Genomic DNA, 15,428 nt, shown 5'->3' on the forward strand with positions numbered 1-15,428 from the left:
GCTCCGCATACGCGCCCCGGCGGCCGCAATGTTACCCCGGCAAAACAAGCCGCTGACTTTCAGTGGTAAATAAAGAGGCCCGCTACGAAAGTAGCGGGCCTCTTTGCGGGAAAGCGTGCCGCTTACAACAGCGACTTGAGCTTGTTGAGGTTGGTGTCGTTATCCGACTTGTTCTGGCAGTTCAGCTCCGCGGCTTTAGCCTGAATGGCCTGCACCCGGTTGCCGGGGTTGGGGTGGGTGCTCAGGAATACGGGCTGGCTGGCCTCACCCATGGCCTGCGACTTGATAAAGAAACCGGCCGTGCCGTCGCAGGCGTAGTCGGTGCCGCTGAGGTAGATAACGGAGTAAGAGTCGGCTTCCGTCTCAAAGTCGCGGCTGAACTTCAGCTGCCCCAGGCCGGCGGCAATCTGGGCCAGCTGGTTGGGGTTTTCGCCCAGCAGTACGCTCAGCAGAATACCGATGCCATACTGTTGCTGGAGCTGCCGGGAGGTGTGGCGGCGGTCGGCGTGGGCAATTTCGTGGGCCAGCACGCCGGCCAGCTCGTCTTCGTGGTCGAGAAACTTAATCAGGCCCGAAAACACGTAGATATGGCCGCCGGGCGAAGCAAAGGCATTCAGGGTTTTATCGTCCCTGATGATTTTAACGTCCCAGACGAAATCGTTGCGGTGGTCGAGCTTGCCGGAGTTGAGGACTTTGTTGACCACGGTGCTCAGGGCCGCGTAGGCCGCCGCGTTGCGCGGGTCCTTGGGGTCGAGCAGCTGGCCGCTGGCGCGGTAGGTAGAGTCGGTCTGGGCCGCCACGCGGGCACCCAGGTCAATATCATCCTGCACCGAGAACAGGACTACGCCGTCGCCGCCGCCTTCTTTGGAGCAGGAGGAAAGGCCGGTGCCGGCCGCGGCCAGGGAAAGGAAAAGCAGGGATTTAGAGAGTAGCTGACGCATAGGTGGAGAGGAAAAATGGGGAGTAAGCAAAGGGTGGGGTGAAAGCGGCCATGAAAAAACGGTGCCAAAAGTCTCCGGCCCCGATACGGCGGCCGGGGAAGAACTGTTTCTGCGCGGGGGAAATTGCCGGCGGAAGCGGACAGGACGTTTTCTCCTTTTGGGGGCCAATTGCGTACAGAATGACCCGCTCGGCCAACTTCGGCCGCCGCGCTTCATTCCGCCCTGATGCCCACCACTGCCCAGCCCCGCCTGAAAGTGCGCAAGAAGAAGCTGCCGCCCTTGGAAGAAGCCCACGCGCTCTACAAGGACCCCGCCCGCCAGGCCGCGCTGGCCGGCCTGCGCTACGTGACCGACACCAAGCCCGGCCTGACCCGCCAGGCGGGCCCCGAGGGCAGCTTCACCTTCCACACGGCCCAGGGCGACGCCATCACCGACGAGAAAACCCTGGCCCGCATCAGCGGCTTCGTGATTCCGCCGGCCTGGACCGACATCTGGATTTCCCCTGCCGCCAACGCCCACCTGCAGGTAACCGGCCGCGACGTCAAGGGCCGTAAGCAGTACATCTACCACGCTACCTGGGACCAGACCCGCAGCCTGACCAAGTTCAGCCGCCTGCGGGCGTTCGGCGAAAAGCTGCCGGCGCTGCGTCAGCAGATTCAGCAGGACCTGAAGCGCCCCCAGCTGGACAAGCCGAAAGTAGTGGCTCTGGTGCTTACGCTCATGGATCAGTCCTTTATCCGGGTCGGCAACAAGGAGTACGCCAAAAAGAACAAGAGCTACGGCCTCACCACCCTGCGCGACCGGCACGTGCAGGTAGAAGGCAGCGGGGTTCACTTCAGCTTCGTGGGCAAGAAAGGCGTGCCGCACAACGTGACCCTGCACGACCGGAAGCTGGCCCGCATGGTGCAGAAATGCAAGGAGATTCCCGGCCAGCACCTGTTTCAGTACTACACTGCCGATGGCCAGCGGGCCGAGCTGGAATCCGGCGACGTGAACGGCTACCTGCAGGAAGTAACCGGCCTGAGCCTGTCGGCCAAGGACTTCCGCACTTGGGGCGGCACCGTGAAAATGGTGGAATGCCTCGAGGCCGTGCTGCAGCAGGAGCCGGACCTACCCAAGGACAAAGTGCTGAAGAAAGCCGTGAAGGACGTGGCCGCGGGCCTGGGCAACACCCCCACGGTGTGCGCCAAATACTATATTCACCCCCAGGTCGTCGAGCTCTTCAATTCCAATAAGCTCATCGACTACCTGCGTAAGCACGACGCCGACCCCACCGAAAACGACGTGCTGACCCCCACCGAACACATGGTGCTGGATATGCTGGCAGATATTGATTGACAATTAACAATGAGCAATTAACGCTCAACGACCCGAATAGGAATCGTTGAGCGTTAATTGCTCATGGAGGCTGTTTAGGGTTTCAAAAAAGCTGTCATCCTGAGCGGAGCGAAGGACCTTATCACGTCCGTACCACTTGGAATTAGGCCAAAATGAGCAGTCGTGAGAAGGTCCTTCGCAAGCGTACGCCAGATGAAGGATGACAAACGACGAAAAAACCGAAACCCTAAACAGGTTCATTGTTAATTGCTTAATAGCCTTCCCGGTCGTAGGCGTGCATCAGCACGCCTTTTTCGGTTTGGTCGCGCACTTCGGGGCCGCCGTTGATGGTGTTGCCGCTGTTGGTGTCGTAGTATACCGTTTTCTTGCCGCCGCGGCGCACCCGGGAGGTGTCGGTAAGCTTGTCGGTATCGGGGCCCCCGAAAATATCCACCCGGATGCCTTGGGCCACTTCACCGCTCACCTCGAACACATCCTGCCCATCGAGGCCGTGCAGGGTCAGGCGCTGGGTTTCGGCGGTCCGAAACAGGCGGCGGTAGAGAAGGGCCCCGGCCCGCGGCTTTTCGTCATCGTCGGTGACGGGGTAAACGCTCACGAGGGTAGTCGAATCGGAAAGACGCTGCACCACGAAGCGTTCGGCCTGATCGGTGCCCGCGATGGTGACGTGCCGGGCCAGCAGGCGGTAATAGGTTTGAGCGGCCGCCGGCAGCGCCGCGCGACGACTCTTCAGGGCTGCTTCGAGGCGGGCGCCTTCCAGGGCATACACGCTGGGCGGCAGCAGGCGCAAAGCCCGGCTGATTACGTCGTCAGTCAACCGTTGTTGCAGATCGAGGGCCAGCTGCTGAAACTGCGCGCCACTAACTTCGGACAAGGCGCGCTCATCAATGAAACGGGCATTCTGCACCAGGCCTCCGATGTCGTCGTAATGCGGCTTGAAGGTGCGGAACTTACGGGCCCCCCAGCGGCGGGTGAGCACCCACGGAATCAGGCCGTCGTCGAAGCGGTAGAACACCTGGTCGCGGTCTTTGGGAACGGGGCGGTAAAGCGTCCGGTCTGGTTGCTCATACACCGCCCACTGCCACTGCCCCTCGTGCCGGTCCCAGTCGCCGAGCCAGATATCGAGCAGGCGGGCGCGGGCAAAGGCCAGCTGGTCGATCTGGTGGGTGGGCTGTCGGTAGCGGGCCCGCAGCATCTGGTCACTGCCCTTCAGGTCCTGGGCCGGGCCAAAAGCGGGAGTGAGGTTGGCTTTGCCATCGAATTTCTCTTCCAGCATCACCACTTTCCTCTGAAACAAGGCTGAGGAGGTGCCCAGGCCGGTTTCCCCGGCCCGCACATAAAACAGGCGCGGAGTTGTGTGCAGCACCCCGGCCGCTTCGGCCAGCGGCGGCACCACGAACGCCCCGAACGGATTGGCCGCGCTGGTGGCATCGCGCACCAGGTTCAGCAGAAAGGTTTTCTGCATCACCCTGGGCAGGGTTTTGTAGGGGTCTTTGTCGAGGGTGCGCAGAGCATAGTCCCGGCCGTTGGCTTCCGTGACCGTCATGCTGGTACTCTGGAAGCCCCCGCCCATTTTGCCCGGCCGCAGGCCGCCGGGTACTGCCTTCGTCAGGTCCAGTACCGGCAATACCACCGGCGCGGCCCACACGGGACGGTAGTGGCGGCCCAGAAAAAGGTTATGCACGGCCCCGCGCTGGTAATGCCGCCCTACCGTGACGCGGGCACTGTCGGCCGGCACAGTGCCCGCGGCGGCCGGCAGGCGGGCATCGGGCTGAAAAAAATGCTGCCGGGCGCAGCCAGGACCCAGCAGCAGGAGCAGAAGCAGAGGTAAGCGAAAAGTCATTGGGGGCGGAAAAACGCGTCTTGAGTCCTTCAACGCAGCCGGCCCGGAAAAGTGGGCGGCCGGGCTAACCGAACGGGAAGTACAACCGCTGGCCGTCGGTTTGCGCTATAAGGAACCTGTTGAGCCGCCGCTCGTCCTGCCCGTCCGGCAGACGGCTGGGGAGGACCCGGGGCCAGCCCTTGATTCTTCTTCCGGCCCGGCTCCTTCCTGGTCGCCTATTCCCGCTTACGTGCCTTATCCTTCCTTTTTTCCGCGTCTGCCCTGCGGCGTTGGTTTGCTTGCCGGCGGTTTGCTGCTGATGTCATGCTCCGCCCCCGCCGCGCCGGTCGGCCCGTTTCCGGTCATTGGCCCCGATTCGACGGTGCAGGTGGCCGCGGGCCCCCAGTATATGCGTGGGGCCGTGCACCAGTTTTTCTGGGGCAAGCACTACCGCAAGCTCTGGGCCGTGCCGGTGCCGGCGGCAGTGTTCAATCTGCGCACCGCCGTGCCCGGCGGCCTTACGCCCACTGAAGCCGGGGGCAGCTTCCAGACCAAAAACCTGCGCCTCGTCGACCGCAACGGAGTCGAGTACGTGCTGCGCTCCGTGGATAAGGATGCCACCAAGGCCCTGCCCGAAAACCTGCGCGATGGCCCCATCGGCCGGCTGATGAAGGACCAGACCAGCGTCATCAACCCGTACGGGGCGTATATCGTGCCGCGGCTGGCGGCGGCGGCGGGGGTGTTTCATACCAACCCCCGGCTGGTTTACGTCACCGATGACCCGGCTCTGGGAGCCTTCCGCCAGGAGTTTGCCAATGCCTTGTACCTGTTCGAGGAACGGCCCGAGGGCAACCAGAGCGCCGTGCGCAGCTTCGGCCGCTCGGCCCGGGTGGAAAGCTCCCGCAAAGTCTTCACCAACCTGGCCTTCAACCCCCGGTACCGCGTGGATGCCCGCCAGTACCTGCGGGCCCGCCTGTTTGATATGTGGCTCGGCGACTGGAGCCGGCGCGAGGACCAGTGGCGGTGGGCCGGTTTTCCTGGTACCGGCGGCTCGACCATTTACCGCCCCATTCCCCGCGACCGGGACCACGCCTTCTTTAAGTTCGACGACGGCCTGCTGACTCACATCATTGGCTGGGTGAAATCGAACTACCAGAGCTTCCACGAGGAAATCCGGCTCCGCGACGTGGAGGGCCTGAACCGCGCCGCCCGTCCCCTGGACAAGTCGCTGCTGGTTTACCTGACGGCGGCCGACTTCCGGCAGATTGCCGACTCCATGCGGACCAGCTTATCGGACCAGGAAATCAAAGCGTCGCTGACGGTGTGGCCCAAGGCCGTATACGATTTGGCCGGGGCCGAATTCGACCGCAAGCTGCGGGGCCGCCGCGACCAGCTGCCGGCCGTAGCCGCCGAATTCTACGCGCTGCTGGCCCGCGAAATCGAAATCCCCGGCACCGACCAGCCCGAGCGGTTTATTCTGGAGCCGGTAGGCGACGGGCAGGTGCGGGTGCAGGTGCTGAGCATCCACGCCGGCCGCCCCGACAGTCTGCTCAACCAGCGCACCTTCAGCCCTACCCAAACGCGGTCCATCAAGCTCTTCGGCCTCGGCGGCAACGACGTGTTCGAGCTGCGCGGCCTGCCCGACCACCGGTTTGAAATCGGGATTTATGACGGCGCCGGCCAGGATATCGTGGAGCAGAAGCCGCTGACCACTCCGGCCAATCAGCCCACCAGCGTGATGGTGTACGACAGTGGCGACGGCAACACGGTGAAGATTACGAAGCCCGTCAAAACCCGGGCCTACGTGCCTGCCGCCACCGAATTCGACGCCGCGGGCTGGCTGCTGCGGCACCGGCTTTTTTAGGCCCGCCGCAAAAGTTGCCGGTGAATGAGTATCTAGGCCCGTCCCGCCGAACCAACCCGGCCGGGCCCGAAGCCCATGCAACTTTCCAAACAGACCGACCCGCACGACGGCAGCAGCTGTGAGCTGGTTTTTGATGAAGCCAATAGCTGGATCCACGCCATCTGGCGGGGTTACGTCGACCCACAGGAAGCGTACCGCGGCGCGGCCGGTTTTTTGGCCGCAATGCAGACCCTGCGCTGTCCGTATCTGCTCAACGACAACAGCCAGGTACAGGGGCCGTGGTTCGATTCGGTGGAGTGGTTACGACTGGTGTGGGGCCCCCGGGCCGCGCAATTGGGCCTGCGCTATATTGCCCACGTTATGTCGCCGCCACAGCTGGGTGAGGCTACGCTGGGCCAGCAGTATTTCGGAAAAGACCTGCAGTTGCAACTCTTCGACGACGTAGCTTCGGCGGAGGAATGGCTGCGGAGCCGGCGGGCCAACGAGCCCCGCACCACCGCTGCCGACTCGCTGGAATAACCAATTCAGACGCCGTGCAGCCAGTGGGTAGCCAGCGACTGTTCTTCGAAAAAACGTAGCGTCACGGGATATGCACTCAGGTGCTGCACGATTTGCGCCGCATTCGAGTGAGCAATCAGGTCATAATCTTTCACGATGGCGCAGTGCCGGAGCCCCACTTCCACTACGGCCCGGGGCACCCATTCTTCCGTGAGCCACCGCTGGTCGGGAAGGAGCAGGGGGGAGAGCAGCTGATGGTCGGAAAGTATCTTGGTAAAGCCCGCCGTGCTCAGCAGCCGCAGCACCTGTTCTGCCACTGCCCGCAGGGCCGGGCTGTGCACCGGGACGGGGTTCCAGTCGATGTGGGCATACCCATCAGCATTTTCCAGCACACTGGCCAGCTCGTTGTGAAAATACAGCGACGCATTGGTCGGATAAAGAAGGTAGGCCATAACCAGTGGCGGGGGAAGAGCAGCAGAAGAAAAGCCGAAAGCAACAGGTCAGGAAGAGCAGACCCCAGTATACAACATCCCCGGGAGCTTTTGGTGTAGTTTGCCGTCGCCCGGAATTTTATTTGAGCCGCCCCAATATACCCCGGGCAGCAGCAGCGGCAACCAACGGCAAAAAAGCCCCGGCCAGGAAATGCTGACCGGGGCAATACCAAACGCAGCAGGTAAGGAACCTACTGGAAGACCTTCACCTTGTCCTTGTGCTTGGTGCGCAGGTAGCCGCGGATGATCTGCTGCACGTCCTTATTGTCGTGGTAGCGGGTGATGACGTCGGTGAAGTCCCGAAGCTTGCGGGCCGCGAAGGTTTCGTCCACGTAGCCAAAGCCCAGGTAGCGGCCGTTTTCGACCACCACCACCGTTTTCTCATCGGCCCGCCGGCCCTGGCCCACGATGACGAAGGAGCCGTGTTCGTAAGTGAAGCTTTCTACCGCTTCCTCCACCCGCAGGTTGTACTCCTGCGGCGGCTCCAGGCCCAGGCAGGCCCCCTTGCAGCGGTGCACCTGGTAGTCGAAGCAGGAGCCCGGGGTTTTGTACAGGTCGCAGAGCTTCTGGCAGAGGTTGAACTTGGAAACCTTGTGGAACAGAAAGCCCTTGGCCTTGAACTGGTTGCCCAGCGCGATGAGCGGGTGCGACTCGGCGTGGTCGTCGGCCTTGCCGTAGTAGAGATGCTTGTAGCCGTTCTCGTCGGTGCGCAGGAAGATGCCCGCCGGAAACACCGACCGGCGCTGGGCCCGGTTGTAGAGCGGCTTCAGGCGCTTAATCTCGTGCGACTCGTAAAGCAGCGCCACCAGCTCCGAGCCCGTCAGCTCCCAGGTGATGTCGGAGATGCTGTTCTTGAACTCCAGGCTCTTGCGCGACTTGTAGTCGACGGCGAAGTGCTGCTGAATCCGCTTGTAGATGTTGATGCTCTTGCCTACGTAGATGACCTCGCCGGCTTCGTTGTGGAAGTAATACACGCCGGCTTCCTGGGGCAGGGAGGCTACTTTTTCGGGCGTGATGTTAGGCGGGAGCAGGGCGGTTTTGATGGCTTCCTGCACCGCCGTCACTCGCCGGGGGCTGGGCTGCCTGGCGGGCTGGCGGCCCGCCGGGGCCACGGCATCCACGGCCGCCAGCGTCTCGGCCGTGCTGATGGCGGAATCTTTCAGCACCTCGTCCTGCTGGGTTATTTTCAGCAGCCGGTCAAACAGGATGGCCGTGGCGGCGGCGTCGCCGGCGGCGCGGTGTCGGCCCTCCAGCGGAATACCGATGTTCTGGCAGAGCTTGCCCAGGCTGTAGCTGGGCTGGCCCGGCATCAGCGAGCGGCTCAGGCGCACCGTACACAGCGTTTTGCGCGAGTAGTTGAAGCCCAGGTCGGCGAATTCCTTCTTCAGAAACGAATAGTCGAAGCGCACGTTGTGGGCCACGAACACGCAGCCCTCGGTCATCTCCACGATTTTGCGGGCCACTTCGTGGAACTTGGGCGCGTCGCGCACCATGTCGTTGGTGATGCCCGTGAGCTGGCTGATAAAGGTCGGGATGGGCCGGCCGGGATTGAGCAGCGTGTCGAACTGGTCCACGACTTTCTCGCCGTCGTGGATAAAAATGGCGACTTCCGTGATGCGGTCCTGGGTGGGCTGCCCGCCGGTAGTTTCAAGGTCGATGATGGCGTACAAAAGCGGAGCTAAAACGGGTCAGGAACTGGCTGATAGAATGGGTAACAAAGATACACCCCTGGAAGGTTGTGAGGTTGATGTGCTGATCTGCCGATTTTTTGATGTGCTGATGATTTGTCATTGCGAGGCGTCAGCCGAAGCAATCCGTCCTGTGAAAAGTAAGGAACCCTGTTGGTCCAGAAAGCCCTTACGTTCGCAAACGTAAGGGCTTTCTGCTGAAACAAAGTTTAGCTTATTGTCCGGGACGGATTGCTTTGCTTCGCTCGCAATGACAAGCTGTTTTCCTCACAGCGGCTGGGTGCGGCGGGCGGTGAACTTGTTTTTGATCAGTTGAATTTCGCCCTGCTGCCGCCGCAGCAGCTCGCAGGCCCCGGCCGCCAGCTCCTCCGACTGCAACGCCAGATCATAGCTGAGCAGAGCGGCCACGTCGCCGTTTTCGCACTCGTGCAGGATGGTTTTGTCATCTCGGTCAACGAGCGTCGACTTAAGGCTGATCCAGCCCCGGTGCATGGCGGCGGCGGCATCGGTCAGGGCGCCTTCCACGGTGCTTTCCTGGCTGGGCGGCTCCACGCCGAACCGGATGGCCTGCTCTTCCAGTTCGGCGGCAAACCGGGCGCGCTGCTGGCTGTAGCGCGTCAGCTCCACCTTCAGATCGGGGTGGTCCACGGCCTCCGCGGCTTCCTGGTAGCCTTTCACGGCCGCCTTGTTGATGACGACGAGGTCGTTGTAGATGCGGGCGGTTTCGCCGGTAATGAGCGCCATGGGGAGGAGCAGCTAGGAGGGAGAGAACAGGAGCGGAAGGTAGCCAATCGCTTTGGGACTACGAATGCTCGCCGGGGTTGCGACGGCTTTGCTGTTGCAACGGGCTGGGAACAACAAAAAAGGCGTCCTGCCAGAAGCAGGACGCCTTTTACCAGGGAATCTAAGGTAGGGTTAGTGCGTCTGGCCTTTCATGGCCGTCATTTTGTTTTTAGCCGCCAGAATTTCGGCGTGCTGCTTCTGCACCAGCGCCTGGGCTTCGGCCGGCAGTCCTTCGGCCTTCAAAGCCGTTTCGTAGGTCTGCAGGGCGACCGCGTCGCCGGTTTCGCACTCGCCCAGAATGGCGTTGTCATCCTGGCCCGTGATGGCCGACTTGATGTTGATCCAGCCCCGGTGCACGGTGGCGGCGGCATCCATCGCGGCTCCTTCGACGGTGCCTTCGTTACGGGTGTTTACCCCCATCTGCTGAGCGTGCCGCTCCAGCTCGGAGGCAAACTGGGCGCGCTGCTGGCTGAAATGACTCAGCTCGGATTTCAGCTGGGGGTTGCTGACGCCTTCGGCCGCTTCCTGATAGCCTTTGACGGCCGTTTTGTTGATTTCGACCAGGTCATTGAAAACGCGGGCGGTGTTATCGGTGATGGCAGCCATGGAAAGAAGAATTAAGTGGGAATGAAGGAATAAACCAGATTCGGCTGCCGCAGCAGCCTGCCCCTTATACTGGCTGGCGCGGCGCGGGGTTAGCTTTAAAAGGTTAAAAAATTAGGGCTTATGTGCTACTCGGCCTTGGCAAAAAGTCCCGCCGGACGAATCCGACGGGACTTTCTAAAAGGTCAGGCTTTTGACAGTGGCTCAGGCGAATGAACTCCTGCTTTACCGCCGAGGTAACCAATAAGGTTGGTCGTAAATTACTATTGGTGCAACCTCAGATGAGCCTTTGGGTACTGTCAGGAAAGCTGTTTAGGAAGTCGGTTTTTCTAAGCGTTTGTCATCCTGAGCGCAGCGCAGGACCTTACCACGCCGGGTAGTTCATCGAGCGGGTACCGTTCAGCCGGGATAAGGTCCTGCGCTCTGCTCAGGATGACAGACTGCTTGACTTTCTAAACCGCTCCAACACATCCAGCCTTTGCTATTCAGCTTGTTGCCATGAAAAATTATCCCTTTTTCCTTGTTTTCGTCGTGCTGTTAGGCCTTTCTCTGCCGGCTCCCGCCCAAACAGCGCCAGCACCTGAGGGCAAATCTCAACCGGCAAAACGGTCGGGTAAGCCAACTGCCAAGCACGGAAGTAAAACCACGGCGTCCAACGGCTCTTACACTATCAAGGACACCGCCGCATTCAACCGAAGGTTCCGTCGGTCCAGCCGTCCCACGTCGCTGCCGGTACCAGTACCTGCCCGGCCGATCAAGTAGAATGTGGGTTGCGGAAGCATATCCAGTAGCGCATTGCCGGCGTCAGGCTTTGCCCAGGGCGCGCAGCCATAGTCGTCGGACGAAGCCGGGGTGGCGGGTTTCGGGCATCTTGGTGGAGTCTTCGCCCTCGGCCGTATCGCCGAGCAGGAAGCCCCAGGGCTCGGTGGCTTTGCTGGCGTCGAGTACCACCTTGAGCACCGCTACCAGCGGAATGCTCAGAATCATGCCCGGCGTACCCCACAGCTCGGCCCCCAGCACCAGGGCCAGAATGGCGGCCATGGGGTTGATGCTCACCTGCGAGCCGGTAATCATGGGCGTGATGAAATTGCCTTCCAGAAACTGCACCACCATAAATACGCCCACCACGGCCGCCGCCCGCAGCGGGGAGCCGGTTTCGACCAGCGTAATAATGGCCGGTACCAGGGCCCCGATCATGATGCCGATGTAGGGAATCACGGCCAGCACCGAGGCGAAGATGGCAAAGAACACCGCGAACTTCACGCCCAGCGCCAGCAGCCCGATGCCATTGAGCACGGCCACAATCATAATCACCTTCAGCAGGCCCGAAATGTAGGCCTGCACCACGGTCTGAATGTTGTCCACGGTGTGCAGCACAGTGGTGCGCTTGTCGGGGGCCACGAAGCGGAACATGAACTGCCGCAGATGGTCGCGGTAGAGCAGCAGACAGAAGATGTAGATGGGCACCTGAATCAGGTTGCTGATGACGGCCGACGTCATGTTCAGGGTGGTGCCCAGGTAGCCGCCGCCCGATTTTTTCAGGGAGCTCAGCGTCGAGTCTTTCAGCTCTTTTTCACTCATGGGCTCGATGCCGAAGCGGCGGGCGGCCCACTCCTGACCGTCGTGGAAAAACTGGAGTAGCTTATCCTGGAGCTTGGGTAGTTCGTTGCGGAACTGGCCCAGCTGGGAGCCAAAGCCGTAGACGATGCCCGCAAACAGGGCTGTCAGCAGCAGCAGACACAGAATAATGGCCCACACCCGGCCCAGGCCCCGCTTCTCAAACCAGCGGCACACCGGCAGCAGCAGCAGCGCGAACAGCACTGAGAACAGCAGCGGCAGCAGCACGTCGTCGAGCTTGTTGAGCACGAATACCAGCAAGGACAGGCCAATGAGCAGGAAAGTGTAGTGGATCACCGGCGGCAGCCTGGCCTCAGTAGGCGGGGTGGGGTGATGCGGACCATTGAGAGAGTTTGGTCTGGGGAGCATGAGCTAAAAAAATTAGGAAATCAGGAGAACGGAAAAGCGGGAGAAACCCGGTATATTTGGCTTGGTGCGCGGATCCAGGCTTTTTGCACCCGGGTTGTGCTAATCAGATTCGCCAAAGCGGCGAGTTGGGTGCCGGGCTGTTTCCGGGGCTGTACCCGTGCCCCGCCTTACGAACGAGTACGGGAAATAGCCGAAATTCTGCGTTATTTTACCTCAAATTTAGCTTCCGCTTTCCATGTCCGAACCAGAACTGCCCGCCGCTCCCCACGCCTACACCGAAGACTCCATTCGCTCGCTCGACTGGCGGGAGCACATCCGCCTGCGGCCGGGCATGTACATCGGCAAGCTCGGCGACGGCTCGGCCTACGACGACGGCATCTACGTGCTGGTGAAGGAGGTTATCGACAACTCCATCGACGAGCACGTGATGGGCTACGGCCGCACCATCGACATCAAGATATCGGACCAGCGGGTGCAGGTGCGCGACTACGGCCGCGGCATTCCGCTGGGCAAGGTGGTCGACGTGGTCAGCAAGATCAACACCGGCGGCAAGTACGACTCCAAGGTGTTCCAGAAATCGGTGGGCCTGAACGGCGTGGGCACCAAGGCCGTGAATGCGCTCAGCAACTACTTCCTGGTGCAGAGCGTGCGCGAGGGTGTGATGAAGTCGGCCGAGTTCAGCCAGGGCCAGCTGGTGCAGGACCCCCAGCCCACCAAAAGCTCCCAGCGCAACGGTACGCTGATGGTGTTTCAGCCCGACGACACGATTTTCAAGAACTACCGCTTCATCCCGGAGTACCTCGAAAACCAGATCTGGAACTACGTCTACCTCAACGCGGGGCTGACCATCAACTTCAACGGCCAGAAGTACTACTCCGAAAACGGCCTGCTCGACCTGCTTTCCCGCAAGGCCGACGCCGAGAGCCTGCGCTACCCCATCATCCACCTCAAGGCCCCCGACGTGGAGCTGGCCCTGACCCACGGCAACGACTACGGCGAGGAGTACTACTCGTTCGTCAACGGGCAGTACACCACCCAGGGCGGCACCCACCTGGCAGCCTTCCGCGAGGCGGTGGTGAAAACCGTGCGCGAGTTTTATAAGAAGGAATACGACGCCACCGACATCCGCGGCTCCATCATTGCCGCCATTTCGGTGCGGGTACAGGAGCCCGTATTCGAGAGCCAGACCAAAACCAAGCTCGGCTCCCTCAACATGGGCGAGGACGGCCCTACGGTGCGCGGCTTCGTGCTCGACTTCGTGAAGGAGCACCTCGACAACTACCTGCACAAGAACCCGGCGGTGGCCGAGGCGCTCAAAAAGCGCATCGAGCAGAGTGAGCGGGAGCGGAAGGATATGGCGGGGGTGAAGAAGCTGGCCAACCAGCGCGCCAAGAAAGCCAACCTCCACAACCGTAAGCTGCGTGACTGCCGCTTCCACCTCGGCGAAGGTAAGCAGGACGCCGAAGCCCTGACCACACTCTTCATCACCGAGGGCGACTCCGCGTCGGGCTCCATCACCAAAAGCCGCAATGTGGAGACGGAGGCCGTGTTCAGTTTGCGCGGCAAGCCGCTGAACTGCTTCGGGCTGAAGAAGAAAATCGTGTACGAGAACGAGGAGCTAAACCTGCTCCAGCACGCCCTCAACATTGAGGAAGGCATTGAGGGGCTGCGCTACAACCGCGTGGTTATTGCCACCGACGCCGACGTGGACGGGATGCACATCCGGTTGCTGCTGCTCACCTTCTTCCTGCAGTTCTTCCCCGACTTGGTCCGTAACAACCACGTCTTCATCCTGGAAACGCCCCTGTTTCGGGTCCGCAACAAGAAAACCACCATCTACTGCTACAACGAGGCGGAAAAGCAGGCCGCCATGCGCCAGCTGGGCCGCAACCCCGAAATCACCCGCTTCAAGGGTCTGGGGGAAATCAGCCCCGACGAGTTCGGCAAGTTCATCGGCGACAACATCAAGCTCGAGCCCGTGATTCTGCAGTCCGACCGCAGCATCCAGCAGGTGCTCACCTACTACATGGGCAAGAACACGCCCGCCCGCCAGGAATTCATCATCGACAACCTGCGCCAGGAGAAGGACCTGGTGATTTCCGACGTGCTGCCGGTGAGTGAGGTGGCCGAGGAAGATATGGCGTTTGCGTAGAGCAATTTCAGTCAGTTAGCAAAAAGCCTCAACGAAATCCGCCAGCCATGAATAACCCGCCTTTTCGCTCCGATATCGTAGTGTATTCTCCGGATAGAAAACCTAAGCTTCTGGTAGATGTGAAGGTGCGTCCATCCAAGCCGGTAGATGAGCAGCATATAGAGTGGCCGGCTGAAATTCGTAGGCAGCACGGCTATTTTGACTGTTATTTTCTGTTAGTGACACCGGAGCGCATGCTGCTGTTTGCGCCCGGCGACCCTGAGCTGGGAACCCAAATAGTGGGCGCGGATTCCACCGCCGTACTACAGCGGCAACTGGATACCACCCGCTTCCCTTTGCGACAATTGGATGAGCAGCAGCTCGTCTCGGCCGTCTACTCCTGGCTGATGTTCAGTCAGTTTAAAACGGCGGACGAGTTGCTGGCCGATCCAGCGCAGCAATGGTTGGTAACCTCCGGGCTGCACGCCACTATTTTTCATGGTGACATTCAACAGGAGGCTGCTTAGATGAATGTGTTTGTGGAGTCCAACTTCGTGCTGGAGCTGGCCTTTGTGCAGCAGGAACACTCGGCGTGCGAAAAACTGTTACTTGCGGCAGAAACAGGTCAAATTCACCTTTTTTTGCCGGTGTATAGTTTGCCGGAAGTTTTTCAAACGCTTGGCAGCCGCCGCACAGAGCGAGCCGAGGTAGAGCGATTTGTGCGCCAGGAAATCAAGCTGCACCTGCGGGAGGTAGGTGTCGTAACTGCGGATATGGAAAGTCTGGGTACTTTGCTGCGGGATTTGCTGCTTGCCCGCACGGAAGTTCAGACCGCTAACCTGTTTGCCGTGACGGCAAAGTTAGCCCGCATTGCCCGGCTACTTCCCCTCACCACGGAAGTAGTGGAGGGCGCTCAGCAAGCGCAGCTACGCCATTCCCTTACGCCACAGGACGCGCTGGTTTTTGCTTCCGTTTATGCCGGCATACCGGACAACGAGGTTGCCGAAAATATCTTCGTTTCCCGGAATGAGGCGGATTTTAAAAAACCTGAGCTGCTACTGGAGTTGCGCTCAAAGCAGTGCGATTATCTGAGCAGCTTCGAAGCGGTTGTTGGCAGATTAAGGTTTTAATAAAACAGTCCTCCGATAGGTTGCCGGAGAGAGGTACAAGAACTTTAACCGTGGCGCCCGCCACACCCCACTGTGTCAGAAGAGAAGAACCCCCACGACCTGAGCCCGGAAGAGCAACCCAACCTGTTTGGCGCCGGCGACTCCATTGAGTTCGGG

General features: G+C 60.7%; 13 protein-coding genes. 6 read left to right on the forward strand and 7 right to left on the reverse strand.

The features are described 5' to 3' along the window. Window positions 1-122 precede the first annotated feature (122 nt). Window positions 123-941 carry a M48 family metalloprotease gene (locus ABD833_RS09860; protein WP_345072668.1) on the reverse strand — a complete coding sequence of 273 codons (819 nt, stop codon included), beginning with the start codon at window positions 939-941 and terminating at the stop codon, window positions 123-125. A gap of 225 nt (window positions 942-1,166) precedes the next feature. On the opposite strand from ABD833_RS09860, the gene ABD833_RS09865 reads away from it, so the two are divergent. Beyond that, entirely contained in the window at window positions 1,167-2,279 is a 1,113-nt protein-coding gene (locus tag ABD833_RS09865) for a DNA topoisomerase IB (protein WP_345072669.1), read from the forward strand. 250 nt (window positions 2,280-2,529) lie between these two features. Here ABD833_RS09865 and ABD833_RS09870 read toward each other — a convergent pair whose 3' ends face one another. After that, window positions 2,530-4,119 carry a hypothetical protein gene (locus ABD833_RS09870; protein ID WP_345072671.1) on the reverse strand — a complete coding sequence of 530 codons (1,590 nt, stop codon included), beginning with the start codon at window positions 4,117-4,119 and terminating at the stop codon, window positions 2,530-2,532. A gap of 298 nt (window positions 4,120-4,417) precedes the next feature. On the opposite strand from ABD833_RS09870, the gene ABD833_RS09875 reads away from it, so the two are divergent. After that, a complete protein-coding gene (locus ABD833_RS09875; protein WP_345072672.1) occupies window positions 4,418-5,962 on the forward strand; it encodes a hypothetical protein in 1,545 nt (514 codons plus the stop codon). 75 nt (window positions 5,963-6,037) lie between these two features. Continuing rightward, entirely contained in the window at window positions 6,038-6,481 is a 444-nt protein-coding gene (locus ABD833_RS09880) for a hypothetical protein (protein WP_345072674.1), read from the forward strand. A 5-nt stretch (window positions 6,482-6,486) separates the two neighbouring features. On the opposite strand, the gene ABD833_RS09885 is transcribed toward ABD833_RS09880, so the two are convergent. From ABD833_RS09885 to ABD833_RS09905, 5 genes are all read right to left on the reverse strand, one after another. Then, on the reverse strand, window positions 6,487-6,912 hold the full coding sequence (locus tag ABD833_RS09885; protein WP_345072675.1) for a hypothetical protein: 426 nt from the start codon (window positions 6,910-6,912) through the stop codon (window positions 6,487-6,489). A gap of 230 nt (window positions 6,913-7,142) precedes the next feature. After that, window positions 7,143-8,621: an exonuclease domain-containing protein gene (locus ABD833_RS09890; RefSeq protein WP_345072676.1), complete on the reverse strand. Its 1,479-nt coding sequence runs from the start codon at window positions 8,619-8,621 to the stop codon at window positions 7,143-7,145. A gap of 285 nt (window positions 8,622-8,906) precedes the next feature. Then, entirely contained in the window at window positions 8,907-9,383 is a 477-nt protein-coding gene (locus tag ABD833_RS09895) for a ferritin-like domain-containing protein (protein WP_345072677.1), read from the reverse strand. A gap of 171 nt (window positions 9,384-9,554) precedes the next feature. Continuing rightward, window positions 9,555-10,028: a PA2169 family four-helix-bundle protein gene (locus ABD833_RS09900; protein WP_345072678.1), complete on the reverse strand. Its 474-nt coding sequence runs from the start codon at window positions 10,026-10,028 to the stop codon at window positions 9,555-9,557. An 801-nt stretch (window positions 10,029-10,829) separates the two neighbouring features. Beyond that, a complete protein-coding gene (locus ABD833_RS09905) occupies window positions 10,830-12,011 on the reverse strand; it encodes an AI-2E family transporter (protein ID WP_345072680.1) in 1,182 nt (393 codons plus the stop codon). Window positions 12,012-12,246: 235 nt separating this feature from the next. Between ABD833_RS09905 and ABD833_RS09910 the strand changes: the two genes are divergently transcribed. The 3 genes from ABD833_RS09910 to ABD833_RS09920 are packed head-to-tail and all read left to right on the forward strand — an operon-like array spanning window position 12,247 to window position 15,272. After that, window positions 12,247-14,163 carry a DNA topoisomerase IV subunit B gene (locus ABD833_RS09910; RefSeq protein WP_345072681.1) on the forward strand — a complete coding sequence of 639 codons (1,917 nt, stop codon included), beginning with the start codon at window positions 12,247-12,249 and terminating at the stop codon, window positions 14,161-14,163. 47 nt (window positions 14,164-14,210) lie between these two features. Beyond that, window positions 14,211-14,669, forward strand: coding sequence for a hypothetical protein (locus tag ABD833_RS09915; RefSeq protein WP_345072682.1), 459 nt, complete (start codon window positions 14,211-14,213; stop codon window positions 14,667-14,669). Between the two features lie 12 nt (window positions 14,670-14,681). Next, window positions 14,682-15,272 carry a hypothetical protein gene (locus tag ABD833_RS09920; RefSeq protein WP_345072683.1) on the forward strand — a complete coding sequence of 197 codons (591 nt, stop codon included), beginning with the start codon at window positions 14,682-14,684 and terminating at the stop codon, window positions 15,270-15,272. Window positions 15,273-15,428: the final 156 nt, after the last annotated feature.

Origin of the sequence: Hymenobacter fastidiosus, assembly GCF_039539565.1 — a bacterium.
In the GTDB taxonomy this organism is placed as follows: domain Bacteria; phylum Bacteroidota; class Bacteroidia; order Cytophagales; family Hymenobacteraceae; genus Hymenobacter; species Hymenobacter fastidiosus.

Excerpts from the sequence above, each read along its gene's own strand:
- ABD833_RS09860 (WP_345072668.1), bottom strand. The coding sequence starts at position 941 with ATGCGTCAGCTACTCTCTAAATCCCTGCTTTTCCTTTCCCTGGCCGCG.
- ABD833_RS09865 (WP_345072669.1), top strand. The coding sequence starts at position 1,167 with ATGCCCACCACTGCCCAGCCCCGCCTGAAAGTGCGCAAGAAGAAGCTG.
- ABD833_RS09870 (WP_345072671.1), bottom strand. The coding sequence starts at position 4,119 with ATGACTTTTCGCTTACCTCTGCTTCTGCTCCTGCTGCTGGGTCCTGGC.
- ABD833_RS09875 (WP_345072672.1), top strand. The coding sequence starts at position 4,418 with ATGTCATGCTCCGCCCCCGCCGCGCCGGTCGGCCCGTTTCCGGTCATT.
- ABD833_RS09880 (WP_345072674.1), top strand. The coding sequence starts at position 6,038 with ATGCAACTTTCCAAACAGACCGACCCGCACGACGGCAGCAGCTGTGAG.
- ABD833_RS09885 (WP_345072675.1), bottom strand. The coding sequence starts at position 6,912 with ATGGCCTACCTTCTTTATCCGACCAATGCGTCGCTGTATTTTCACAAC.
- ABD833_RS09895 (WP_345072677.1), bottom strand. The coding sequence starts at position 9,383 with ATGGCGCTCATTACCGGCGAAACCGCCCGCATCTACAACGACCTCGTC.
- ABD833_RS09900 (WP_345072678.1), bottom strand. The coding sequence starts at position 10,028 with ATGGCTGCCATCACCGATAACACCGCCCGCGTTTTCAATGACCTGGTC.
- ABD833_RS09905 (WP_345072680.1), bottom strand. The coding sequence starts at position 12,011 with ATGCTCCCCAGACCAAACTCTCTCAATGGTCCGCATCACCCCACCCCG.
- ABD833_RS09910 (WP_345072681.1), top strand. The coding sequence starts at position 12,247 with ATGTCCGAACCAGAACTGCCCGCCGCTCCCCACGCCTACACCGAAGAC.
- ABD833_RS09915 (WP_345072682.1), top strand. The coding sequence starts at position 14,211 with ATGAATAACCCGCCTTTTCGCTCCGATATCGTAGTGTATTCTCCGGAT.